The sequence below is a fragment of the Pseudoalteromonas sp. SR41-4 genome, assembly GCF_014163985.1.
Classification (GTDB): domain Bacteria; phylum Pseudomonadota; class Gammaproteobacteria; order Enterobacterales; family Alteromonadaceae; genus Pseudoalteromonas; species Pseudoalteromonas rhizosphaerae.
The window spans coordinates 233,001-258,179 of sequence record NZ_JACJEI010000003.1 but is presented as its reverse complement, the minus strand read 5'-3'; the positions used below and the strand labels follow the sequence as shown (position 1 = coordinate 258,179).

At 40.4% G+C, this 25,179-nt stretch carries 21 protein-coding genes; 4 read left to right on the top strand and 17 right to left on the bottom strand.

Annotation, left to right across the window (positions count from 1 at the left end):
• Window positions 1-114 precede the first annotated feature (114 nt).
• From sucD to sdhC, 8 genes are all read right to left on the bottom strand, one after another.
• Window positions 115-987, bottom strand: a complete 873-nt coding sequence (gene sucD, locus H5180_RS04180) for a succinate--CoA ligase subunit alpha (protein WP_145233870.1) — start codon at window positions 985-987, stop codon at window positions 115-117.
• Window positions 987-2,153 (bottom strand): ADP-forming succinate--CoA ligase subunit beta, encoded by a 1,167-nt coding sequence (gene sucC / locus H5180_RS04175; protein WP_145233868.1) that lies wholly within the window; start codon window positions 2,151-2,153, stop codon window positions 987-989. The genes sucD and sucC overlap by 1 nt, the downstream gene beginning before the upstream one ends.
• A 176-nt stretch (window positions 2,154-2,329) precedes the next feature.
• Entirely contained in the window at window positions 2,330-3,844 is a 1,515-nt protein-coding gene (odhB, locus tag H5180_RS04170; protein ID WP_145233866.1) for a 2-oxoglutarate dehydrogenase complex dihydrolipoyllysine-residue succinyltransferase, read from the bottom strand.
• Window positions 3,845-3,847: 3 nt separating this feature from the next.
• Window positions 3,848-6,667, bottom strand: coding sequence for a 2-oxoglutarate dehydrogenase E1 component (gene sucA / locus H5180_RS04165; RefSeq protein WP_145233864.1), 2,820 nt, complete (start codon window positions 6,665-6,667; stop codon window positions 3,848-3,850).
• 86 nt (window positions 6,668-6,753) lie between these two features.
• Window positions 6,754-7,470: a succinate dehydrogenase iron-sulfur subunit gene (locus H5180_RS04160; protein ID WP_016709644.1), complete on the bottom strand. Its 717-nt coding sequence runs from the start codon at window positions 7,468-7,470 to the stop codon at window positions 6,754-6,756.
• A 10-nt stretch (window positions 7,471-7,480) separates the two neighbouring features.
• Window positions 7,481-9,253: a succinate dehydrogenase flavoprotein subunit gene (sdhA, locus tag H5180_RS04155; RefSeq protein ID WP_182734755.1), complete on the bottom strand. Its 1,773-nt coding sequence runs from the start codon at window positions 9,251-9,253 to the stop codon at window positions 7,481-7,483.
• Entirely contained in the window at window positions 9,254-9,601 is a 348-nt protein-coding gene (gene sdhD, locus H5180_RS04150; RefSeq protein ID WP_145233859.1) for a succinate dehydrogenase, hydrophobic membrane anchor protein, read from the bottom strand.
• Window positions 9,592-9,969: a succinate dehydrogenase, cytochrome b556 subunit gene (gene sdhC, locus H5180_RS04145; protein WP_145233857.1), complete on the bottom strand. Its 378-nt coding sequence runs from the start codon at window positions 9,967-9,969 to the stop codon at window positions 9,592-9,594. Before sdhC ends, sdhD begins: the two co-directional genes overlap by 10 nt.
• A gap of 411 nt (window positions 9,970-10,380) precedes the next feature.
• On the opposite strand from sdhC, the gene H5180_RS04140 reads away from it, so the two are divergent.
• The 3 genes from H5180_RS04140 to H5180_RS04130 all read left to right on the top strand — a co-directional run bounded on the left by H5180_RS04140 (window position 10,381) and on the right by H5180_RS04130 (window position 13,441).
• On the top strand, window positions 10,381-11,667 hold the full coding sequence (locus H5180_RS04140; protein ID WP_145233855.1) for a citrate synthase: 1,287 nt from the start codon (window positions 10,381-10,383) through the stop codon (window positions 11,665-11,667).
• Window positions 11,668-11,799: 132 nt separating this feature from the next.
• Complete coding sequence (locus H5180_RS04135; RefSeq protein ID WP_145233853.1) at window positions 11,800-13,014, top strand: aminotransferase class V-fold PLP-dependent enzyme; 1,215 nt, start codon at window positions 11,800-11,802, stop codon at window positions 13,012-13,014.
• A gap of 13 nt (window positions 13,015-13,027) precedes the next feature.
• On the top strand, window positions 13,028-13,441 hold the full coding sequence (locus H5180_RS04130; RefSeq protein WP_145233851.1) for a SufE family protein: 414 nt from the start codon (window positions 13,028-13,030) through the stop codon (window positions 13,439-13,441).
• Here H5180_RS04130 and tcdA read toward each other — a convergent pair.
• Genes tcdA through H5180_RS04095 form a run of 7 tightly spaced genes read right to left on the bottom strand, consistent with a single transcriptional unit; the run spans window position 13,438 to window position 20,664 of the window.
• Window positions 13,438-14,238, bottom strand: coding sequence for a tRNA cyclic N6-threonylcarbamoyladenosine(37) synthase TcdA (gene tcdA, locus H5180_RS04125; RefSeq protein WP_182730946.1), 801 nt, complete (start codon window positions 14,236-14,238; stop codon window positions 13,438-13,440). The two genes, H5180_RS04130 and tcdA, sit on opposite strands and share 4 nt — an antisense overlap.
• Window positions 14,239-14,916, bottom strand: a complete 678-nt coding sequence (locus H5180_RS04120; protein WP_182717867.1) for a TIGR01621 family pseudouridine synthase — start codon at window positions 14,914-14,916, stop codon at window positions 14,239-14,241. It lies immediately after the preceding gene.
• Window positions 14,917-15,675, bottom strand: coding sequence for a 3-deoxy-manno-octulosonate cytidylyltransferase (gene kdsB, locus H5180_RS04115; RefSeq protein ID WP_145233845.1), 759 nt, complete (start codon window positions 15,673-15,675; stop codon window positions 14,917-14,919).
• The gene (locus H5180_RS04110; protein WP_145233843.1) at window positions 15,663-15,860 is read right to left on the bottom strand and encodes a Trm112 family protein; all 198 of its coding nucleotides are present in this window, start codon (window positions 15,858-15,860) and stop codon (window positions 15,663-15,665) included. The genes kdsB and H5180_RS04110 overlap by 13 nt, the downstream gene beginning before the upstream one ends.
• Window positions 15,850-16,830 (bottom strand): tetraacyldisaccharide 4'-kinase, encoded by a 981-nt coding sequence (lpxK, locus tag H5180_RS04105; protein ID WP_182757718.1) that lies wholly within the window; start codon window positions 16,828-16,830, stop codon window positions 15,850-15,852. The genes H5180_RS04110 and lpxK overlap by 11 nt, the downstream gene beginning before the upstream one ends.
• On the bottom strand, window positions 16,827-18,572 hold the full coding sequence (gene msbA, locus H5180_RS04100; RefSeq protein WP_145233839.1) for a lipid A export permease/ATP-binding protein MsbA: 1,746 nt from the start codon (window positions 18,570-18,572) through the stop codon (window positions 16,827-16,829). The genes lpxK and msbA overlap by 4 nt, the downstream gene beginning before the upstream one ends.
• A 58-nt stretch (window positions 18,573-18,630) precedes the next feature.
• A complete protein-coding gene (locus H5180_RS04095; protein ID WP_310736480.1) occupies window positions 18,631-20,664 on the bottom strand; it encodes a DNA internalization-related competence protein ComEC/Rec2 in 2,034 nt (677 codons plus the stop codon).
• A gap of 225 nt (window positions 20,665-20,889) precedes the next feature.
• On the opposite strand from H5180_RS04095, the gene H5180_RS04090 reads away from it, so the two are divergent.
• Window positions 20,890-21,399: a DUF2062 domain-containing protein gene (locus tag H5180_RS04090; protein ID WP_145233835.1), complete on the top strand. Its 510-nt coding sequence runs from the start codon at window positions 20,890-20,892 to the stop codon at window positions 21,397-21,399.
• Between the two features lie 110 nt (window positions 21,400-21,509).
• Here H5180_RS04090 and H5180_RS04085 read toward each other — a convergent pair whose 3' ends face one another.
• Complete coding sequence (locus tag H5180_RS04085) at window positions 21,510-23,243, bottom strand: DUF3466 family protein (protein WP_145233833.1); 1,734 nt, start codon at window positions 23,241-23,243, stop codon at window positions 21,510-21,512.
• Window positions 23,244-23,254: 11 nt separating this feature from the next.
• Complete coding sequence (locus tag H5180_RS04080) at window positions 23,255-25,174, bottom strand: ABC transporter ATP-binding protein (RefSeq protein ID WP_145233830.1); 1,920 nt, start codon at window positions 25,172-25,174, stop codon at window positions 23,255-23,257.
• Between the last annotated feature and the right edge of the window lie 5 nt (window positions 25,175-25,179).

The following is a 25,179-nucleotide window of genomic DNA, read 5'->3' as shown; positions in this document are numbered from 1 at the left end:
TTAAATATACAGCTAGAGATTCGGAAATTTATCATTATCTAGACATAATACTTTATAAATAATGGCAAAAAAAAGGCTCACTAAGTGAGCCTTTTTTCGAAACATAGCAGGTTATTACCAGCCAGTTTTTTCTTTAAGTGCTTTACCGATATCAGCAAGTGAACGTACAGTTTTTACGCCCGCAGCTTCTAATGCAGCAAATTTCTCATCAGCAGTACCTTTACCGCCAGCGATGATTGCGCCAGCATGACCCATACGCTTACCTTCTGGTGCAGTAACACCAGCAATGTAAGAAACAACAGGCTTAGTAACGTTAGCTTTGATGTACTCTGCAGCTTCTTCTTCTGCAGTACCACCGATTTCACCGATCATTACAATCGCTTCAGTTTGTGGATCTTTTTCGAACATTTCTAAAACGTCGATAAAGTTAGTACCAGGAATTGGGTCGCCACCAATACCAACACAGGTAGACTGACCGAAACCTGCATCTGTAGTTTGTTTAACAGCTTCGTACGTTAAAGTACCAGAGCGAGAAACAATACCTACTTTACCAGGTTTGTGGATGTGACCAGGCATGATACCAATCTTAGTCTCACCAGGAGTGATAACACCTGGACAGTTAGGACCGATCATACGAGTACCTGTTTGATCTAGTTTAACTTTAACGTCAACCATATCAAGTGTAGGGATACCTTCAGTGATACAAACGATTAGCTCGATGCCCGCATCGATTGCTTCTAAGATAGCATCTTTACAAAAAGGTGCTGGTACATAGATAACTGATGCAGTTGCACCTGTTGCTTCTACAGCATCACGTACAGTGTTAAATACTGGAAGACCAAGGTGCGTTTGACCGCCTTTACCTGGGCTTACACCACCAACCATTTGTGTACCGTACTCAAGCGCTTGCTCTGAGTGGAAAGTACCTTGGCCACCGGTGAAACCTTGACAGATAACTTTTGTATCTTTATTGATTAATACAGACATTATTTGCCCTCCGCAGCAGCAACAACTTTTTCAGCCGCGTCTGTTAGTGATTCAGCAGCAATGATATCTAGACCAGAATTCTTAAGAACTTCACGACCTAGCTCAGCGTTAGTACCTTCTAAACGTACAACTACAGGTACGTTTACGCCAACTTCTTTAACTGCGCCAATGATGCCTTCAGCGATCATGTCACAACGAACGATACCACCAAAGATGTTAACTAAAACAGCTTTAACGTTGTCATCTGAAAGAATGATTTTGAATGCTTCAGATACACGTTCTTTAGTCGCGCCGCCGCCAACATCTAGGAAGTTTGCAGGCTTACCACCGTGTAGGTTTACGATGTCCATAGTACCCATTGCTAGGCCTGCACCGTTAACCATACAACCAACGTTACCGTCTAATGCAACGTAGTTAAGTTCAAAACTTGCTGCATGTGCTTCACGTGCATCTTCTTGCGATGGATCGTGGAAATCACGCATTTTAGGTTGACGGTAAAGTGCATTACCATCGATACCGATTTTGCCGTCAAGACAGTGAAGATTACCTTCATCAGTGATAACAAGCGGGTTGATTTCAAGTAGTGCGAAATCGAAATCAGTAAACATTTTACCAAGACCCATGAAGATCTGTACGAACTGTTTCATTTGTACTGGGTTAAGACCCAATTTAAAACCTAGTTCACGTGCTTGGTAAGCTTGAGGACCTACTAATGGGTCGATCTCTGCTTTGTGGATAAGCTCTGGTGTTTCTTCAGCAACAGTTTCAATTTCAACACCGCCTTCAGTAGACGCCATGAAAACAACTTTGCGAGATGCACGGTCAACAACTGCACCTAAGTACAATTCGTTGGCGATATCAGTACAGCTTTCTACTAAAATTTTAGCAACTGGCTGACCATTCTCGTCTGTTTGGTAAGTAACTAGGTTTTTACCTAACCAGTTAGCTGCAAACGCTTTAACTTCGTCGATAGTTTTAACTAGCTTTACACCGCCAGCTTTACCACGTCCACCTGCGTGAACCTGAGTTTTAACAACCCACATATCACCGCCGATTTTCTCAGCAGCTGCTGCAGCTTCTTCAGGTGTATCGCAAGCGAAACCTTGAGAAACTGGTAAACCATATTCGGCAAAAAGTTGTTTTGCCTGATACTCATGCAAATTCATGATGCTTTATCCAATTTTTTATACTAAAAGAGCTGACTATTTTTATAAATAGACAGCTATCCCAAATTGCGCACCTAGTATAGATCCCAAGGCTTAACATGAAAACCCCAGTACGACCAAAGGCGCAAAAAAAAAGCTGTGAATATGACTCACAGCTTATATTTTATACTACTGAATTAAACATCCAGTAATAAACGAGTTGGATCTTCAAGTAACTCTTTAATTGTTACTAAGAAGCCAACAGATTCTTTACCATCTATTTGGCGATGATCATAAGATAATGCCAAATACATCATAGGAAGAATTTCAACTTTACCATTCACAGCCATTGGACGATCTTGGATTTTATGCATACCCAAAATTGAAGACTGCGGTAAGTTGATAATAGGTGTTGATAGTAACGAACCGAACACACCACCGTTAGTGATAGTGAAGTTACCACCAGTCATGTCGTCAAGTGTTAACTTACCATCACGACCTTTAAGTGCTAATTCACGAATACCTTTTTCGATTTCAGCAACAGATAGCTTATCGCAATCTTTTAGTACTGGAGTCACTAGGCCACGTGGCGTAGAAACTGCAATGCTGATATCAAAATAGTTGTGGTATACGATATCATCGCCATCAATTGATGCATTTACGTCAGGGAAACGTTTTAGTGCTTCAGTAACTGCTTTTACGTAAAAAGACATGAAACCTAAACGGATACCGTGACGTTTCTCGAACACTTCTTGATACTGCTTACGAAGATCCATGATTGGTTTCATGTTAACTTCGTTAAATGTCGTTAACATTGCAGTAGAGTTTTTCGCTTCAAGAAGACGATTAGCAATGGTTTTACGTAAACGTGTCATAGGAACGCGTTTTTGTGTACGGTCACCCATTGGTGCCGCTGGCGCTGCTTCAGCTTTCGCCGCAGGAGCTGGTGACTTCAAGAATTGATCAACATCTTCTTTTGTCACACGACCATTTTTACCAGAGCCTTTAATTTTAGAAGCATCTAGGCCTTTTTCTGCGATTAAACGACGCACTGACGGTGTTAACACGTCTGAACTATCGCTAGAATCAGCAGCTGGAGCTTGTTCTTTTGCTGCAGGGGCTGCAGCTGGTGCGCCACCGGCTTTAACTTTACCGATAACTTGGTCACCCAGTACTGTATCGCCTTCTGCGTGAATAATTTCACCCATTACGCCATCTTCTTGAGCAACAACTTCAAGAACAACTTTATCAGTTTCGATATCAACTAGGTTTTGATCGCGTGTTACTGCGTCACCTGGTTGCACATGCCAAGTAGCTACTGTCGCGTCTGCGACTGATTCTGGAAGTACAGGTACTTTAATGTCCACTTCTTTACCTTCTGATGCTGGTGCTGATTGCGCCGCTGGCGCGTTTTCTTGTTTGTCTGAAGCTGGTGCAGCTTCGCTCTTTGCGTCTTCAGTTGGCGTAGCTGCATCAGCCTCACCAATGATACCGATCACTTGGTCGCCAAGTACGGTTGCACCTTCTTCTTGTGAAATTTCAGTGATCACACCGTCATGTGGTGCAACAACTTCTAAAACAACTTTGTCTGTTTCGATATCTACTAAGTTCTGATCACGGCTTACTTTGTCGCCAACACTTACATGCCATGTAGCAACGGAAGCATCAGCAACCGACTCAGGAAGAACAGGAACTTTAATTTCTGTGCTCATTGCTTATCCTTTATTTTCAATAGTAAGCGCGTCTGCGACAAGCGCTTGTTGTTCTTTAGTATGCACTGACATATAACCACACGCTGGAGAAGCAGAGGCTTTACGACCTGCATATTTAAGCTTCGCACCTTGTGGGATTGCATCTACAAAGTGGTGTTGTGAACAATACCAAGCACCTTGGTTTTGCGGCTCTTCTTGACACCAAACAAAGTCTTTCACATGTTGATAACGCGCCATAATGGCTTCCATTTCATCATGTGGGAATGGGTATAACTGTTCAACACGCACAATAGCAACATTCTCTTGCTCAAGCTTACGACGCTCTTGTAATAGCTCGTAGTAAACCTTACCACTACAAAATACTACGCGTTCTACTTTCTTAGCATCAATATCATCGATTTCATCGATCATATTATGGAATACACCTTCTGCAAGCTCTTCAAGCGACGACGTTGCAAGTGGATGACGTAACAATGATTTAGGTGTCATAACAATCAGTGGGCGACGCAGTGGTCTTACTGATTGACGACGTAACATTGCATATACTTGTGCCGGTGTTGAAGGCACACATACTTGCATGTTGTGATCAGCACATAGCTGTAAGAAACGCTCTAAACGTGCTGAACTGTGTTCAGGACCTTGCCCTTCATAACCATGTGGCAATAAAATGGTCAGTCCACATAAGCGGCCCCATTTTTGCTCACCTGAACTTAAGAATTGGTCAAATACAACTTGTGCGCCGTTAGCAAAATCACCAAACTGTGCTTCCCACAGTACTAGTGATGTTGGCTCTGCTGTCGCATAACCATATTCAAACGCCACAACCGCTTCTTCTGAAAGCACTGAGTCAAATACTTGGAAAGTACCTTGATCTTCACTTAAGTGCTGTAAAGGCGTGTAAGTGGCCCCATCAGTTTGACTATGTACAACTGCATGGCGGTGGAAGAAAGTACCACGACCTGAATCTTGGCCTGTTAAACGAATATCAGTACCTTCAGTTGCGATCGTTGCATAAGCAAGTGTTTCTGCCATACCCCAATCAAGTGGTTTCTCACCGTTAGCCATTAATTTGCGATCATCGTAAATCTTTTTAACGCGAGACTGAGCTTTATATTGCTCAGGGTAACTTGCTATTTTGTTACCTAGTTCTTTTAATTTTTCAACTGGAACGCTGGCATCGTAATCAACACTCCATTCATGGCCAACATACTTAGCCCAATCAGATGAGTGTGATGTTTCTGGTTGAATTTCTTCAACAACACAATTGCCTTCGTCTAAACCATTACGGTAGTCATCAGCCAGTGCTTTAATTTCATCTTCAGTAAACGAGCCTTCAGCCATTAACTGATCTGCGTAGATCAAACGTGGCACTGGGTGTTTTTTGATTTTTTGGTACATGATCGGTTGAGTCGCATTCGGCTCATCCGCTTCATTATGGCCGTGACGACGATAACAAACTAAATCAATAACCACATCACGTTTAAATTGATTTCTGAAATCAAGTGCGATTTGCGTAACAAATGCAACCGCTTCAGGGTCATCTGAATTAACGTGGAAAATAGGCGATTGCACCATTTTTGCGATGTCTGTACAGTAATCTGTTGAACGTACATCGTATTGTTTGCTTGTAGTAAAACCAACTTGGTTGTTCACTACAATGCGAATACTACCACCACAACTAAACGCATTTGTTTGCGATAAGTTAAAGGTTTCTTGAACAACACCTTGGCCTGCCACTGCCGAGTCACCATGAATGGTGATAGGTAGTGCTTTAATACCTGAACTGTCACCCAAACGGTCTAAACGTGCACGAACCGAGCCCATAACTACTGGGTTTACGATTTCAAGATGCGATGGGTTAAAGGCAAGAGCCATATGAACTTTGCCACCTTTAGTAGCAAAATCCGAAGAGTAACCCATGTGGTATTTAACATCACCTGAGCTTAATGTTTCTTTATGCTTGCCAGCAAACTCATCAAATAGTTCTGATGGGTTTTTACCAAGCACATTGACAAGAACATTTAAGCGACCACGGTGAGCCATACCAATAACCGCTTCTTGTTGGCCACTTTCGCCAGCACGGTGAATAAGCTCTTTAAGCATTGGTACTAATGCATCACCACCTTCAAGTGAGAAACGTTTAGCACCGGGGAACTTAGCCCCTAAATATTTTTCAAGACCATCCGCTGCGGTTAATCCTTTAAGGATACGCAACTTTTCATCTTTACTGAATGTTGGACGTGATTGCACTGACTCTAAACGTTGCTGTAACCAACGCTTTTCTTCAGTTGATGTGATGTGCATATACTCAGCGCCAACAGAACCACAGTATGTGGTCATTAGAGCTTGATATAACTCACCTAAAGGCATGGTATCGCGGCCTACGGCAAACGATCCCACGTTAAATTCACGGTCAAAATCAGCTTTAGATAATTCATGATATTCAAGCTCTAAGTCTCGAACACGTTCACGTTGCCAAATGCCCAATGGATCTAGGTTGGCATTTTGATGACCACGGAAACGGAAAGCATTTATAAGCTGGAGAACTTTGACTTGTTTAGGGTCACTGCTTCCACCTTCTGCTACCACTACTTCTCTATGCTTGTTTTTCGCAAGCGCCGCAAACTGTGCACGAACTTCTGAATGCTTAACTTCAACATCCACACCATCAACTTTTGGTAATTGTTCGAACACTTCTCGCCATTCTTCTGGCACAGAAGTCGCATTGTCTAAATACGCTTCATAAAGCTCTTCTATATAAGCAACGTTGCCGCCGTTTAAATGTGAAGATTCTAGCCATGCCTTCATCACACCTTCGTGCATTTATAAGCCCTTTTCTTTAGCGCAGAAATTAATTGTAATAACAAGATGGCCAATTCACATTAGCCATCTTACATTTATCAAGATTATTAAACCGAACGGCTTATTAACATTGATTTGATTTGTCCGATTGCCTTAGTTGGATTAAGACCCTTAGGACAAACGCTAACACAGTTCATGATACTGTGACAACGGAACACGCTGAATGCATCGTCTAAATCAGCTAAACGCTCTTCAGTTGCCGTATCGCGGCTATCAGCCAAGAAACGGTAAGCATGAAGAAGACCAGCTGGACCTATGAACTTGTCTGGATTCCACCAAAACGAAGGACACGATGTTGAACAACATGCACATAGAATACACTCATACAAGCCATCTAACTTATCACGTTCTTCGATTGATTGAAGACGTTCACCCGCCGCTGGCGTGTCATTAATTAAGTATGGTTTAACTTTTTCGTATTGAGTGTAGAACTGACTCATGTCAATAACAAGGTCACGTACCACAGGTAAACCTGGTAATGGACGTATTACAATTTTACCTTTGCCATTTTTTTGTAGCGTAGATAAAGGAGTAATACATGCTAAACCATTTTTACCATTCATGTTAACACCGTCAGAACCACATACACCTTCACGGCATGAGCGACGGAATGATAACGTTGGATCTTGCTCTTTTAATAATAAAAGTGCATCCAAAACCATCATGTCGTGGCCTTCTTCCGTTTGCAAAGTATATTCTTGCATACGTGGGGCGTTATCAACATCTGGATTATAACGATAAACAGAAAATTGTACTTGTGCCATCGTCTCGCTCCTAGTAGGTACGTGCTTTAGGTGGAAATGCTTCGCGCAGTTTAGGCGCATAGTTAACATCACGTTTGCTCATTTCATCCGTTACCGGATTGAAAACAGAGTGACATAGCCAGTTTTCGTCATCACGATCTGGGAAGTCAAAGCGAGAGTGTGCACCACGGCTTTCTGTACGGAAGTTTGCAGCGACTGCAGTTGAGTACGCTGTTTCCATCATGTTATCTAGCTCTAGACATTCGATACGTGCAGTGTTGAAGTCTAATGATTTATCATCAAGACGCGCATGCTGCAGACGTTCACGAATTTCTTTAAGTTCTTTAAGACCTGCTGCCATTGACTCACCTTCACGGAATACCGAGAAGTTAAGTTGCATACATTGCTGTAGATCTTTCTTGATTTGGACTGGATCTTCGCCTTGACCAATTGTTGAGTTTTCCCAACGATTAAAGCGAGCAAGTGACGCTTCTAAATCTGACTCAGAGGCATCTTTAGATACTTCAACATCATTTAGGTATGTACCTAAGAAGTTACCAGCTGCACGACCAAATACCACTAAATCAAGCAATGAGTTACCACCTAAGCGGTTTGCACCGTGTACAGATACACAGGCAATCTCACCAACTGCAAATAAGCCTTCAACTACTTTCTCATTGCCTTGGGCATCGATTTGTAGTACTTGCCCATTTACATTGGTTGGTACGCCACCCATCATATAATGGCAAGTAGGAATTACTGGAATTGGCTCTTTAGCAGGGTCAACGTGAGCAAATGTTTTAGCAAGATCACATACACCAGGAAGACGTAGATTAAGCGTTTCTTCACCTAAGTGATCAAGCTTAAGCTTAATGTGTGGACCCCAAGGACCATCACAACCACGACCTTCACGGATTTCTGTCATCATTGAACGAGCAACAACATCGCGTGACGCTAAATCTTTTGCATTCGGTGCATAACGTTCCATGAAACGCTCGCCATCTTTATTTAAAAGATAACCACCTTCACCACGACAACCTTCTGTTACTAGCGTACCCGCACCAGCAATACCGGTTGGGTGAAATTGCCACATTTCCATGTCTTGCATAGAAATGCCGGCACGAGTTGCCATACCAACACCGTCACCAGTATTGATGTGTGCATTAGTCGTTGATGCGAAGATACGACCTGCGCCACCTGTTGCTAGTACCACAGCTTTAGATTTAAAGTAAACAACTTCGCCGGTTTCGATATCGATTGCAGTACAACCAACAACATTACCATCATCGTTTTTAACTAAATCTAATGCATACCATTCAGAAAATACATTGGTTTTGTTTTTAACGTTTTGCTGGTAAAGAAGGTGTAATAACGCATGACCAGTACGGTCAGCTGCAGCCGCAGTCCGTGCAGCTTGCTCACCACCAAAATTCTTCGATTGACCACCGAAAGGACGTTGGTAAACACGGCCATTTTCAAAACGAGAAAATGGTAGACCCATGTTTTCTAATTCAGTAATTGCTTCTGGGCCTGTTTTACACATATATTCGATAGCGTCTTGGTCACCGATGAAATCGGAACCTTTAACAGTATCGTACATGTGCCATTCCCAGTTATCTTCATGTGAGTTACCCAAAGCAACCGTAATACCACCTTGTGCAGACACAGTGTGAGAACGGGTTGGGAATACTTTAGAGATAAGCGCACAGGTTTTACCTGATTCAGTGATTGCAAGTGCTGCGCGCATACCCGCACCACCTGCGCCAATCACAACGGCATCAAATTCACGAACAGAATATTTCACTTAAACACCCCATAAAACGATTAGACCAATAGCTACGTATGCAACGGCCATAAGGTTTAATACAAACCCTAAAACAGCGCGTAATGTTGCATTTTTCACGTAATCAGTCAGTACTTGCCAAAGGCCAATACGGGTATGAACCATAATGCAAACGAGGGTAATTAACGTAAACCCTTTCATTGCGAGGTTTGAAAACAGGCCTTGCCATGCTTCAAAAGTAACTTCTGGTGTACATAAGAAGTAGCCGATAATAAAAATCGCATACGCGGTAATTACTAGTGCCGTGGTACGTAATGAGACATAATCTTGTACACCATCACGCTTTAGAGTTGCTTGATTTAAAACCATATCCACACCCCTGCTAGAACAGAAGCCACAACGCCAAGTGCCATAGCAATTTTAGCGCTGAGGTTACCTGATTCAAGTTCTTCCCAATGTCCCATATCCATAATGATATGACGAATACCGCCGATAAGGTGGTATGCCAATACGGAAATGGTGCCCCAAGCTATAAATTTGGCAATGAATCCGCTAAACAGACCCTTGACGAATTCAAAACCTTCAGCAGAAGAAAGAGACTCAGACCAAGCCCAAATGACAAACGTTAAAGCAAAAAATAACGCAACACCGGTGACGCGGTGAAAAATTGATGCTTTAGCCGTTGCCGGCATTGATATAGTTGTTAGATCTAGATTTACAGGTCTTTGCTTTTTCACAGTTACTTGCCCATCTTGCCCACTAGGAGCTCATCTACTTGTTTTTCTTAACCCACCAGAAAACGATTTTTCTGATGGAACTATCTAAGTAAAGCTTTTTGTTACGACTAAAATTCACATTTTTGCAAATATTAGCTGTAAAAATAACGTTTACCTACAGACAATACGGTATAAAACCTTCGATAGTATATATAGCCAAAGGTCTTTTTACAATTCTTGTTTAGTTAGAGCTATTTGCGAATTAGCCAATGGTATAATATTTAATCCCGTCAGAATATTTATTATACATTTGTGCATAATGTTTATAAAAATTGACTTTAACCCCCTCTTTCACGTTAAAATGAAAAGGATGTGCTTAAACAGATTCAGAACATAACAATCAGAGTTGTTATCTTAATAGGAGATAAATAGATGGCGGATAAGAAAGCCACAGTCCATATTGATGGTCTAGATCCAATCGAACTTCCAATTTACCAAGGTACTGCTGGTCAGGATGTAATCGATGTACGTACGTTAGGTGCTCACGGTCATTTCACATATGATCCAGGTTTCATGTCGACTGGTTCTTGCGAATCTTCAATTACATATATCGACGGTGGCAAAGGGATATTACTTCACCGTGGTTACCCAATTGAACAACTAGCCGAAGACTCAGATTATGTTGAGTTGTGTTATTTACTGTTAAACGGTGAATTACCAACTAAAGAGCAATATACTGATTTTGCATCACAAATCACACATAGCACGATGCTTGATGAGAAAATTGCAAACTTCTTCCAAGGCTTCCGTTTTGATGCCCATCCAATGGCTATGCTATGTGGTGTAGTTGGTGCATTATCATCTTTTTATCATGAAGATCTTGATATTACTGATGCAACACAACGTAAAACAAGTGCTGTAAAATTAATTGCTAAGCTTCCAACTATCGCAGCGATGGCTTATAAATACAACGTAGGTCAACCATTCGTTTACCCACGCAATGATTTAAGCTATGCAGAAAACTTCTTACATATGATGTTCTCTGTACCAGCTGAAGAATATAAAGTTAATCCAGTGACTGCTAAAGCAATGGATAAAATCTTTATGCTTCACGCTGATCACGAGCAAAATGCATCAACGTCTACAGTACGCTTAGCTGGTTCTTCTGGTGCTAACCCATATGCATGTATTGCCGCAGGTATCGCATCACTTTGGGGCCCTGCACATGGCGGTGCTAACGAAGCATGTTTAAACATGTTAGAAGAAATTGGCTCTGTTGATCGCATCGACGAATACGTTGCTAAAGCAAAAGATAAGTCGGACCCATTCCGTCTTATGGGCTTTGGACACCGTGTTTACAAAAACTTCGATCCGCGTGCAACTGTAATGCGTCAAACCTGTCACGAAGTACTTGCTGAGCTTAATATTCAAGATCCGTTGCTAGATATTGCAATGAAACTTGAGCAAATTGCATTAGAAGACCCATACTTTGTTGAGAAGAAACTTTACCCTAACGTAGACTTCTACTCAGGTATTATCTTAAAAGCAATTGGTATCCCAACAAGCATGTTCACTGTGATTTTCGCAATGGCACGTACTGTTGGTTGGATCACACACTGGGACGAGATGTTATCTCAACCTGGTCATAAGATCAGCCGTCCACGTCAGCTATATACTGGTCACACACACCGTGATTACGTAGCAACAGACAAGCGTTAATTTTATAGTTGATGCTAAATAGGGCCGCATTTGCGGCCTTTTTTGTATCTAGTCCTTGAGAAATATCACAAAGCCATTACAATTCCGGTTCAGTTTTTAATTCGGCTTTGGTGTGCTTGATGTTGAAAAGTTATGTTTAATATAGAAAAAATTCGCGCAGACTTTCCTGCCCTAAAACAACTCATCAACGGGCAACCGCTGGTCTATCTTGATTCGGCTGCAACCACCCAAAAACCACTGTCAGTTATCAGCGCGACTGAGCATTTTTACGCACGTAATAATGCTAACGTTCATCGTGGCCGCCATACCTTAAGCGAACAAGCAACCCACGCCTATGAACAAGCAAGACAGACCGTTGCCAATTATTTTAATATCGACGCAAATGAGTTAGTTTGGACCAAAGGAGCTACTGAGGCAATAAACTTAGTTGCGAATGGTTTAACTGAGCAGCTTGATAATGATTCAACCATCATCATTTCAGCCTTAGAGCATCACGCTAATATTGTGCCATGGCAACAGTTAGCAAAGCGCACGGGAGCAAAGCTGCTGGCACTTCCGTTACAAAAAAATGGCAGCTTTGATGTTCAAGCATGTGTTGAATTCATCAGTCAGCATAAGCCATCTGTACTTGCTATCACTCACGCGTCTAATGCACTTGGTAATATCACAGATCTTGACCCAATATTACATGCCGCAAAACGCCATGACGCAATTACCTTAGTGGATGGTGCGCAAGCTGCGCTGCATTTACAGCCAAATTTACCTCAACTTGGTTGTGATTTTTATGTTTTTTCGGCTCATAAAATGCTCGGGCCGACCGGATTAGGAGGATTATATGGTCGTTATGATCGATTAAATAGTTTAGCTGTGTATCAAACTGGTGGCGAAATGATTGAAACTGTTACATTAGCAAAAACAATATTTCGTCAGGCACCAGCAAAGTTTGAAGCAGGTACACCAAACATTGCTGCAGTGATCGCTTTTGCAGCTGCAATCGATTATCTAACCAGTTTAAATAAGACTAATGTATATACTCATGAACAAGTAATTTTTAATTATGCGGCAGAAAAACTGCAAGCCATCGCAGGAATTACCGTTTATAGCAACATTGAGAACAATATTGGTACCCTTTGTTTCAATTATAAAGACGAACACCCTTTCGATATAGCAACACTTTTAGATGGTTATGGTATAGCAGTTCGCAGCGGTCATCATTGTGCGCAGCCATTAATGCAACATTTAGGTATTAATGGCAGTGTTCGAGCCAGCTTTGCATTTTATAATAACCATAGCGATGTTGATTTATTTATCGCTGCTTTGCAAAATTGCTTAGAGTTATTAGACTAATTATGGATAAGACATGATTAAAACGTTTAAAGAAATTGCTTCATCGCTTGAGAGCTCGCCATCATGGCAACAAAAATACCGTGAAATAATGCTACTAGGTAAACAATTACCAGCTATGCCGGCTGTTTTAAAAACCAGCGATGCCCTTGTACCTGGCTGTGAGAGTAAAGTTTGGCTGTATTTGGATTTTGATCTTGAAGAAAATTGCTTGGTTATTATTGGTGACTCAGATACCCGTATAGTAAAAGGGTTATTAGCGATTATTCTGTCGCTTTATAATGGTTTAACCCCTGAACAAGCTATTAACACTGACGCATTTGCACAGTTTAATCATTTAGGGCTTATCCAGCACCTTAGTCCTTCCAGAGGCAACGGTATTAAAGCCATGGTTGAGCGTATTCAAACCATGGCAGAACAGAAAAACTAATTTTTCACGGTACGTGCGCAGCGATCTAAATATTTACGTATTGATTTTGCTGCGACAAAAAAACCAAAACTTCCGGTTACCATAGTCGCTGAACCAAAACCGTTGTTACAATCCATATTCATGGAGCCATCAGCCCCCTGTTTAGCATGACAAACGCTGCCATCAGTACTTGGATATACCAATTGCTCAGTTGAATAAACACAATCGATGTTGAATTTTCGCTTTGGATTGCTACTAAAGTTGTACTGCTTGCGCAAAATATATCGGACTTTTGCCAGTAATGGATCATGGGTGGTCTTTGCTACATCACCAAAAGTGATTTGACTCGGATCAGTTTGACCGCCAGCACCACCGGTGGTGATCACCGGTATTTTGTTACGTTTACAATGCGCTATTAATGCCGCTTTTTCTTTTACTGCATCAATGCAATCTATGACATAGTCAAAACCACTTATATGCTCACGAATATTATCTAAAGTAATAAAATCATCGACAACACTGACCTCACACAGTGGATTGATCAATTCACAGCGGGCCTTCATTGCGACAACCTTTGCTTCACCCACCGTGCCTGTTAATGCATGTATTTGCCGATTCACGTTGGTTGCACAAATATCATCAAGATCAATTAAGGTTATTTTACCAACTCCAGTACGTGCTAGAGCCTCTGCCGCCCACGAGCCCACGCCACCAATACCAATAACACAAAAGTGGGCTTGTTGTAGCCATTCAAATTCAGTGTTGCCATATAATCTTTTGATACCACCAAAACGGATATCGGTTACTTTTTCACTCATTTACCAATCCAGTTGCCATGGTGTCTGCCAAGGCTGAAAATTTTCATGTTCAATTAATGTTGTAAACTCATCATCGTAATGCGGTAACAAACTAAATTGCTGTAGTTTACCTTGCCACACAAAACTTAGTGCAAAAGCATGTAAATAGGTGCGCTCAGCAGCAGTACCACCGTATATTACATCACCTAAAATCGGCGCAGAAAGGCTTTTTAGCGCGACCCGTAATTGGTGCGTTTTACCCGAGTAAGGCTTTAAGATAAATGCCCTTCTATTGGCTTTAAAATTAATAGAATAAAAGCGAGTTATGGCTGGGTTTTCTTTACTTGTTAGTAGCTTATAGGTACTACGGCGTGATTTAGCCATATCCCCTTTGATCCAACCTTGCTTTTTCTTCGGTTTGCAATCACTTATCGCCAAATAAAACTTATTAACTTGATGAGCAGTAAATAAAACTGTCAGCTTTGCAGCCGCTTCACTACTGCGTGCTAAAATTATTAGCCCCGATGTCACTTTATCAAGGCGGTGCACAGCATATAACTTTTCTGCGAGTTGTTGCTCAGCGAGTACTACAAAACCTGGGCCTTCTTCACTATGGAAATTAAGCCCGGCAGGTTTTTCTATAATATAAAAATCAAGGTGCTTTGCTATAACCTTGAGTAATGTGAACGTGTTCACCACTTAATGACTTTGCAGTATAGCAATTACACGCGCTAAATCATCAGGCGTATCAACCCCTGCTTGGGGTGTTATTTTTGCCTGTTCTATTTTTATTTTATAGCCATGATATAAAACACGTAATTGCTCAAGAGATTCAAGTTGCTCTAATGGGGATGGCGTCAGTGAGATGTATTGTTTAATAAAACCAGCGCGGTATGCATAAATACCCACATGACGTTGAAAATCTTGTGTGTCTAATCCGTTATTCTCACCAGTGTACATATGACTACGATCATAGGGAATGCTGGCACGAGAAAAGTACAGTGCATTTTTATTTACATCGCTGACGACTTTAACTGCATTGGGATTAAAGATCTCATCGACATTCTCAATGGCGGCACTCAAGGTCGCCATTGGCGCACTTGAATTAGCAAGTAAAGCTGCAACTTGCGAGACATTTTCAGCGGCTAATAAAGGCTCATCACCTTGCACATTCACTACAATAATATCGTTATTAAGTGATAATAAATCAACAACTTCAGCTAGCCGTTCAGTGCCTGACTGATGATCATCTCGAGTCATTAAGACATTATTAGTAAAGCCTTTGACAACATCAAAAACCTGTTGATGATCGGTGGCTATTACGACCTTACTAGCCCCTGACGCCATCGCCTTTTCATAAACATGTTGAATCATAGGTTTGCCACAAATATCAGCAAGGGGTTTACCTGGTAGACGACTCGATGCAAAGCGCGCTGGAATAACGACTACGAATTCCACTTTTCAATCTCTTCTAAGCTCAATTCACGCGCTTCATTTTCTAGTAATACAGGAATATCATCTCGAATAGGGTAAGCAAGTTTTGCAGCTGTGCTGATCAATTCACTGTTTTCTTTGTCTAAACGTAATTTGCCTTTACACACTGGGCAAGCAATTATTTCAAGTAATTTTGTATCAAAGGCCATCTAGGATCCCTTTTTCTCTCAGTAATAAGTTAAGTTTAGATACCACCGCAGGGGATGGCTCTGCGTCAACATGTAAAAAATACCACGTTGGTTTTGCAAATGAGTGACATTTTACCGCATCTTTCTCCGTCATAAACACTATTTCATCATTAAATTTTATGAAATCTTGTGCTGTATAACCATAATGATCTCGAAAATGATGACAACTTAGCAATGTAATGCCTTGTTGACGTAAGCTATTTTCAAAACGTTGTGGATTACCAATGGCGCTCACTGCGTGACCTCTCAAAAGCGGGACTTTAGTGGCTATATTAGTGGCAACACTTACTAAATCAGCACTTCTTAGCTGATAATTAAACATGGCATTCCCCCCATTTTCAATAACCAAATCAACTGATTTTAAACGTTTTTGTGTTTCTCTCAGTGGCCCCGCAGGCATTAACAAGCCATTGCCAAAACGTCGTTGACTATCAACAATACAGCACTCTATTGTTCTGGCCATTTTATAATGTTGCATACCATCATCGGAAATAATCACATCAAGCTGATGTTGCGCAATTAATTGCTCTATATTAGCTTGTCGATCTGGGCCTACAACTACAGGGCAGTCAAGCCTGCGTTGAATAAGTACCGGCTCATCACCTGCCTGAGTCGTATCAGTATGCTCAGTCACAGTGAGTGGATAGCTATCACTGTTGCCGCCATAGCCTCGACTAATAATGCCAACCCTTAAGCCACGCTGCTTTAGGTAATTAGCAAGCCAGATCACAAAGGGAGTTTTCCCGTTACCACCGACGCTAATATTACCTACCACGATAACTGGCACAGGGCTTTGGTATGCCTTCAATAAACCTAGCGCATACGCTAATTTACGCAGATTACTTATAAACCAAAATAATCCACTCAGTGGTAAAAGTAATACGGTAAGAAAGCTTATACCTCGATACCAGCTTTGTTCTAATTTACTCACCCGTGCTCACCAAATTGCATCTTGCAAAGCGCTGCATACGTGCCATCATTAGCCAGTAAGCTGATGTGATCACCACTTTCTATCACTTGACCATTATCAATAACATAGATGTGGTCGCTTTGTTCTATTGTTGATAATCGGTGAGCAATCACAATAGAGGTTTTATTTTTCATTAATGCTTCTAAAGCTTGCTGGATCAGTTTTTCAGACTCTGTATCTAATGCAGAAGTTGCTTCATCTAAAATCAAAATTGGTGCATCTTTTAAGATTGCTCTTGCAATCGCTATACGCTGGCGTTGCCCGCCAGATAACATAACGCCATTTTCACCGACCATGGTATTTAGACCGTCGGGTAAATCTTTCACAAACTCCCACACATGTGCTTGTTTTGCCACATTCAAGACCTCGTCATCACTAAGTGGACGTGCAATACCATAACTGATGTTATTGGCAATGGTGTCATTAAACAACACTACTTGCTGTGATACTAGAGCAAATTGGCGACGTAAATCTGTTAACTTATAATCCGCCAGTGGCACGCCATCGAGTAAAATCTCGCTTGGCGGTTGTAAGTCATAATAACGTGGTAATAAGTTTGAAATAGTTGATTTACCAGAACCTGAACGCCCAACTAACGCAATACTCTCGCCCGCTTTTATAGTGAGCGATAAGTTTTTTAATACAGCTTCTGCTTTCGTTGGGTAATTAAAGGTGACATTTTTAACTTCAATCATACCTTTTACTTTATCTACACTAATTGTACCAACGTCTTTTTCGGCCTCTTGGTCAAGCACTAAAAAAATGCTTTGCGCTGCAGATATGCCACGCTGTAAATCGCTATTTACATTAGCTAATTGCTTTAAAGGGCGTAATAACATCATCATCGATGAAATAAGCACCACAAAATCCCCAGAGCTCACTGTATCAATCATTGATGGCATAGAAACCACCCAGAGAATAACTGCCATTGCACTTGCAGCCAAAATTTGAATCACAGACACACTAAGTGCTTTAGTGGCATCCATTTTGATACGCTGCTGACGATTATGATTATTAATTTTTGCAAATTGGGTTATTTCTTGCTGTTGACCGCCAAAGCCATGTATAACTTTATGGCCACTGAGCATTTGCTCTGAGCTACGGGTAACTTGCCCCATTGCCGATTGAATATTTTTAGAGATAAGACGAAAACGTTTTGATACAACGGAAACAATAACTGCCACCAGGGGGATTATGATCAAAAAGATTAATGACAGCTTCCAACTTGTATAAAACATAACAGCCAGTAAAAACACCACAAATGCGCCTTCTCTGACTACTATAAGCATTGCTTTGGTGATCGCTTGCTGCACTTGCTCGGTATCGAACGTTATTTTTGAAATTAAATCCCCAGTTGAATTTTGATCATGAAAGGCAACGGGTAAATGTAAAATATGCTCAAATAATTGCTGACGTAACGAGCGGACAACTTGTGAACCCACATAACTTAAACAATAAGACGAGATATAGTTAAAAATACCCCGGCCAAACACTAACGCGATGACAACAAATGGTGCGTATTTTAATACTTCAGCGTTGCGTTGATTTAAGCCCTGATCTATAAATGGCTTCATTAGTTGGATAAATAAAGCATCCATAGCTGAGTAGCCAATCATGCCAATCACAGCAAAAATGGCAACGCTTTTATAATCCCCCACATACGTCAATAAACGCTTATAAATTTGTGATGTAGTTTGGTCCATAGTACTCTCTTATTCATAATCTGTGGCTATTGTAGCCTCCAGTTGCACAAAACTAAACTCAATCTTTTAGAAACCAATAACTTTCATCTTCACGAGCTAGGTTTACTGTGTAGTGATGTTGATAAAACTCAATTTTAACCTGCCCTTTTTCAGCTGTTGTATATTGTAAAGCGTGCTGCTTAGCATAACGTGATAAAACTTCTGTACGTGGAAATTGCCACTGCCCTTTATATGCCGTTGAATGAATAACAACCTCAGGAGCAACCGCATGAATAAATACATCACTTGATGAGGTATTACTACCATGGTGAGGACTCAATAATACCGTACTTTTAAGCACACCTTGCTGCTGGATTAGTTGTGCTTCTCTTTTTGTTGAAATATCACCAGGAAGCAAAACACTGAACCTGCCATCACTGATATGCACTACACAAGAGTTATCATTGTCAGTTATTAAATGCTGTGCCGGCTCGCTCACGGTAATGATTAAGTCATAAAAACTATATTCGCCCGCTCTGCAAACTTGCTCTGGGCCAGTTGGTTGTAGCAATTTAAAAGTATGCTGGTAACCATGCTCTAACCAATGGGTAAGCCCTCCGGCATGGTCTTTATCCATGTGGCTAATAAGCGAAACTTCAACATCAATACCGTTTCTTTTTAAATAGGGTATTAAGGTGCTATTGACCCGCGTAAATGTATTAAAATAAATTGGGCCAAGATCATAAATAAAACCTTTGTCTTGATTACTGACTAACACCATGGTGCCATGACCCACATCGAATACATTAAGCTGCCAGCGCGGTTTAGTCAGTAAATAGTGATCGAGTACAACCAGTAGTAATGGTATGCATGCCAACAAACGCCAGGGCAAAAAACACACAATTATTGCTGCAATATAGCTACTAACAAGCAATTGCTGGCTAAAATTTGTGGTATCAAACCAACGAAAATTCTGTGGGATCAACAATAAGAGCTGATAAATATGCTGTAATAATGAATCAAACACACTAATCAACCCGCTAATATCAATAAATACACTGATTGCGGAAAATAATACTAAGCAAGGCATGATAATAAAACCAAGTAATGGGATAGCCACTAAATTAACAACTAAGCCAATTACGCTGACCCCATTGAAATAATAAAGCGATAGCGGTAATAAACCAATAAACAAAGCAAACTGTAGAGTAATGAGTGTTTTTATGATGGCTAAAAAGCCGGAGCTGGTTATGGTTATGACACTAAAAACCCAAAAGATAATTGCTACCGCAGTGAATGAAAAATAAAGTCCTGGATTAAGTAAACTAAATGGGTCGATGAGCAATACACATACTAATGCAAACAAGATAAATCGCCAGCGCAGTGCCTGTTTAGCAAAGTAATAAATAACTAAATAACATCCTAACATGATCAAAGCGCGAGTTGCCGATACGATAAAACCACTTAAGTACACATAACTAAAAGCAAGCACAAATCCACCTAAACTATAAATAAGCGACAAATTGATCTGCTGTACTGTTGGTTTAACCACAAAAATAAAAATACTTATTAAGTAGCGGGTTATAAAAAAACCGATACTAAACATCAAGCCAATATGTAATCCAGAAATGGCTAATAAATGGCTAATACCAAATTGTTGTAATTCTTGCTTTTGTGAAAAACTCATAGCACTGCGGTCGCCAGTCAGTAGCGGATAATACAGCCAATTTAGCGAGTTATGTTGGTAGGTGTGTTTGATAAAATCACGGTATTTTTCAATTAGGTCAGCTTCATAGTTATTAGAGATTTCGATAATACTACCAACTTGCTTGCCTTTAAAAAATAGTCGCTCACTAAATGCGTAACGCTCTTTATCAAACACATCATAATTTTTTTGGCTGCGATATTTTTCTAATTCAAGCCACGTTTTAACATGATCACCCACCTTAAGTAACTGGTCGTTATTAAAAGTCAGCAATGCAAAAGGAGGCTTAATATTTGATAGAGGTTGATTATCTATCTTATTGAGCCGAACTTTTAAATAATAGTGATCACGCTGAGAAATAACCTCAACAATCGTAATATTACTTAGATATGGTTTATTTTCATCCAAAGCCAAGCTGGAAATTGCGTAGAAGCTGGTAAAATGTACCCATACACACAAAATTCCACAAATAAAACCTAACAATACACTGTAAAACGGCTTAAAATAGAGACTCGCAATTAACAGAGATAACGCGAAAACTGTAAATACAAGGGTCTGATAATAAAAAACGGTTATAATACAACCAACGACAAACCCAACGCTTAACCAAACAGATGTAAATGGTTGCTTTAAATGGCTAAAAAAACGATCCAACGGTTTTTACCCGATCACAATAAAGTTAAACATCATAAATATTTAAAAATTTTTGGTCGTTTACTCCACGATGCCAATCTATGGCATTTAAATCGTCGTTCAGCTCGTGGGGCATTTTCCGTCGGTTTATTCTTTGCTTTCATTCCGGTTCCTTTTCAGATGGTGCTTGCTGCTGCATTGGCAATTCCGTTACGAGTAAATCTTCCTATTTCTGTCGCAGTAGTTTGGATCACTAATCCGCTAACCATGCCACCTATCTTTTATTGTTCGTATTTAATTGGCACATTAGTGTTAGGACAGCCGGAACAACATTTTGCATTTCAACCAAGTTGGCAATGGTTTATGGAAAGCTTAACAACTATTGGCCCTGCTTTTTTAGTTGGCTCTTTGATCAGTGCTTGTATCGCATCAGTAATAGGCTACTTCGGTGTTGATTTACTATGGCGTCGTTCAGTGCGTAAAGCATGGTTAAATCGTCATAAAAAATAACTGTTTCTAATTTAAAGTATAGACAAAAAAAACCCTGCTTAGCAAAGCAGGGTTTTTTTTCAATACTAAGTGACCGTTAATGCTGGATCACCCAGTAATAATTTCAAAAACTAACGAAATATACGACGTAGACCAACTAGAGGAAGTAATAATAACGTATACCAAGGGAAACTAGACGATTGACGCTCATATGTGTCAGTTTCAGGATCAGAGCAGCTATCAATAGTCCCATTAATAGGAGATAACTTCACTGGCACAGCAATACTTTCGTATTCTATCTCACCATTAATATCACGAACAATACCACCTAATGAATCAGTTTTTTCTACTGTTTTAGTAGCAACACCAAAAATTTCATTTTTATTGTTAATCACTTTCGCTTCTGCAACGACATAACCATAACGAGTTTCACCGTCTGCTTCATAGCAAGGCAGTAAATCATTTATGTTTGTAATCGCATCTTCACCAATCTTGTACAGGAAACCTTCTCGGCGACGCGCACCAACATTAAATACGTCAGTTTCACCTTCACCAACAATATAACCATTATCATTAATATCATTGGCAACTGAAGTAGAACTATTAAAGAAATCTTTTGGGAATACAGTACTGCTGCTGGCAATATCATGATAGAAAAACTTAAGACGATCAGCGCCTTCAATTCTTTTTATACCATAGCCAACAATAATGTTATTTTCATTAATGGCTACTGACTTACCACCAGTCCAATCATCTTCTTGATTGAGGATTTCAACAACGTTACCGTCTTTGTAATAAACAGGTAATGCTCTGATTGTTGACGATCTATCATTATCACGAATGTCAGAGTAACCAGCAACAATGCCATTACTATTAACAGCGAGTGCATTACTTATAAATGCAAACCCGTCATCCTCTTCTGGCGTAAGGCCTAAACCAAGCGGTTCAGTTTTAGTAATATTTAAGTTTGTATCAAGTGTCCACTTAATAGCACGGCTATCAAACAGTCGTGATGATGTACTTCTATGCAAATTTTCAATACAAACACTGACAGGTTCATCTTCACCATCACAGTTATCATCAATATTTTCTTGTCTATCAACTGGGATCCCCGTTGATACTTGCCCGACTACAATATATCCTGTGTTGGTTTTAACTATACCGTTGGCTGAACTTAAGCCGCCATGTTCAGCATATTCTGGCACTAATGGCACATTTAAACCGGATGGTGATATAACAACGCCACGGGAGATAAAATCACGCACAAATTGTGTTTCTTCTTCAGTTTCACCATCAGGAAGAAAACTGGTTTTTTCATAAGGCGCACTGCCCCAACCTACCGTAATACCGTCTTCTGCTACTGCATTATAGTTATTGCTAACTGATCGTGTTAGGCCATCATAATCAACTGATGCAACATCAAAAAGAACTTGTTCTTGCGCTATACCGTCCAAAATATTGTAACCGATGATATTAGCCAATTTTTGATATTCTGGGTTGTTAGCTTGTGCTGATAAAAATGAAAGCATAAAACTATGTGCGTCTGGGTTAGTCGCCGCTGCATTATTGTTTTCAATATCATCTAAGGTAAAGGTAATTTCTTTATCAATTAACTCAAAGTAGTTTTCTTGGTTGCTATATGCATTTTTAATTAAGTTATCTGTAAAATCGATGTAACTCACATCTATGGGTAAGTTATATAAGCCGTTAGACTGCCCGATAATATAGCCGCTTTCGCTGACATCTTTTACGTAATTATGCTTGGCTTCGTCTAAAGAACTCAGCTCTGTCAACTGATATGTTGCACTGATTGCTGATGTACTCATCGTAGCTAGAATACTAGCCGCGAGTAATTTATATTTCATTTTAGTCCTTACTACTGATTCTTTAAATCTTCAAGTTCTTCCCAGCGCTCCAGAGCGGCTTCAAGGTCAGACTCAAGTTGTGCTAAATGGTTCAATTCTTTGGTTGTCGCACTGGCATCTTGTTTAAAGAAATCAGCGTCATTAACCACAACTTGCTGCGCTTCTAATGCTTGTTCAAGTTGTTCCAGCTTACTGGGTAATTGTTCTAATTCAAGTTTTAATTTGTAAGAGAGTTTATTACTTTTGTTATCTGCTTTAGCCACAGGAGCTGGTGCAACGACTGCTTCTTTTTTAGCAGGTGTAGTTAGCTGTTTTTTTTGTTCCTGTGATAAATAATTAGCATAGGCTTCATAATCACTGTAACCACCGACAATATCTGTAATTACCCCATTACCTTCAAATGCCCAAACACTGGTACAGGTATTATCAATAAACTCACGGTCATGGCTTACAATTAACACGGTTCCCTGATACTGATTAATAATATCCTCTAACAGCTCGAGGGTTTCTATATCTAAATCATTGGTCGGCTCATCAAGCACAAGAATATTTGATGGTTTTAAAAATAGTTTAGCTAATAATAAGCGATTTTTTTCACCGCCAGAGAGTGCTTTAACCGGTGTACGAGCACGCGCAGGCGGGAATAAAAAGTCTTGTAAATAACCGAGTACATGACGTGAGCGTCCGCCCATCATTACTTCTTGCTTACCTTCGGCAACGTTATCTTGTACGGTGGCTTCTTCATCAAGCTTTTGGCGGTATTGATCAAAGTAAGCAAACTCTAAGTTCACCCCTTGCTTAACAATCCCTGCATCAGCTTCAATATCACCAAATAGCAGTTTTAATAAAGTCGTCTTACCAATACCATTAGGGCCAACTAAGCCAATACGATCGCCACGCATAACTAAAGTAGAGAAGTCATTGGCAATTACTTTGTCTTTATTAAATGCATGATTTAGATGTTTAGCTTCAAATACTAATTTTCCTGAACGGTCTGCCGTTTCAATATTGAAGTCAGTTTTACCCACTTGATCAACACGCTGTTTGCGTTCATTACGTAGCTGTTTAAGCTCGCGGACACGGCCTTCATTACGCGTTCGACGTGCTTTTACACCTTGGCGGATCCACGTTTCTTCTTCTGCTAAGCGTTTGTCAAATAATGCGTTTTGCGTTTCTTCTACTTTTAAATCATGGGCTTTTTGCTCTAAATAAGTAGCATAATCGCCAGGGTATGAAATCAGCTTACCGCGATCTAAATCTAAGATCCGCGTCGCCACTGCACGAATAAACGCACGGTCGTGAGAAATAAAGACAATACCGCCTTTAAACTCTTTTAAGAATTGTTCAAGCCACATTACACTTTCCATATCTAAATGGTTAGTAGGCTCATCAAGTAATAATAAATCCGGCTCACTGACAAGTGCCCGTGCAAGGGCAACTTTGCGTAACCAGCCACCAGAAAGTGATTCAAGTTTGGCTTCTGGTGCTAATTCTAACTGTGTTAATACAAGTTGAATTCTACTATCAAAACGCCAACCATCTGCAGCTTCGAGTTGATTTGATAAACGTTCAAGTTTATTAAGTAGTTTATCTGTGCAGTCAGTTTGTAACTCAGTGCTGACGTGATGAAAATCAATTAATAAATTTGCAATCTCAGGCATACCTTGAGCAACATAATCAAACACCGAGCCACTAGCTCCTTTTGGTGGATCTTGCTCTAGACGAGATATTTTAATACTACCTAACTGATTTATTTCACCATCATCTAAAATAACTTGGCCATCAAGGACTTTTAGTAACGTTGATTTACCCGCACCATTACGACCAACCACACACACACGCTCACCAGTTTCGATGACGGCATCAGCGTTGTCTAACAGTGGATGCGTACCATACGCGAGTTGAGCTTTAGAAATTCTAATTAAATCCATACTAT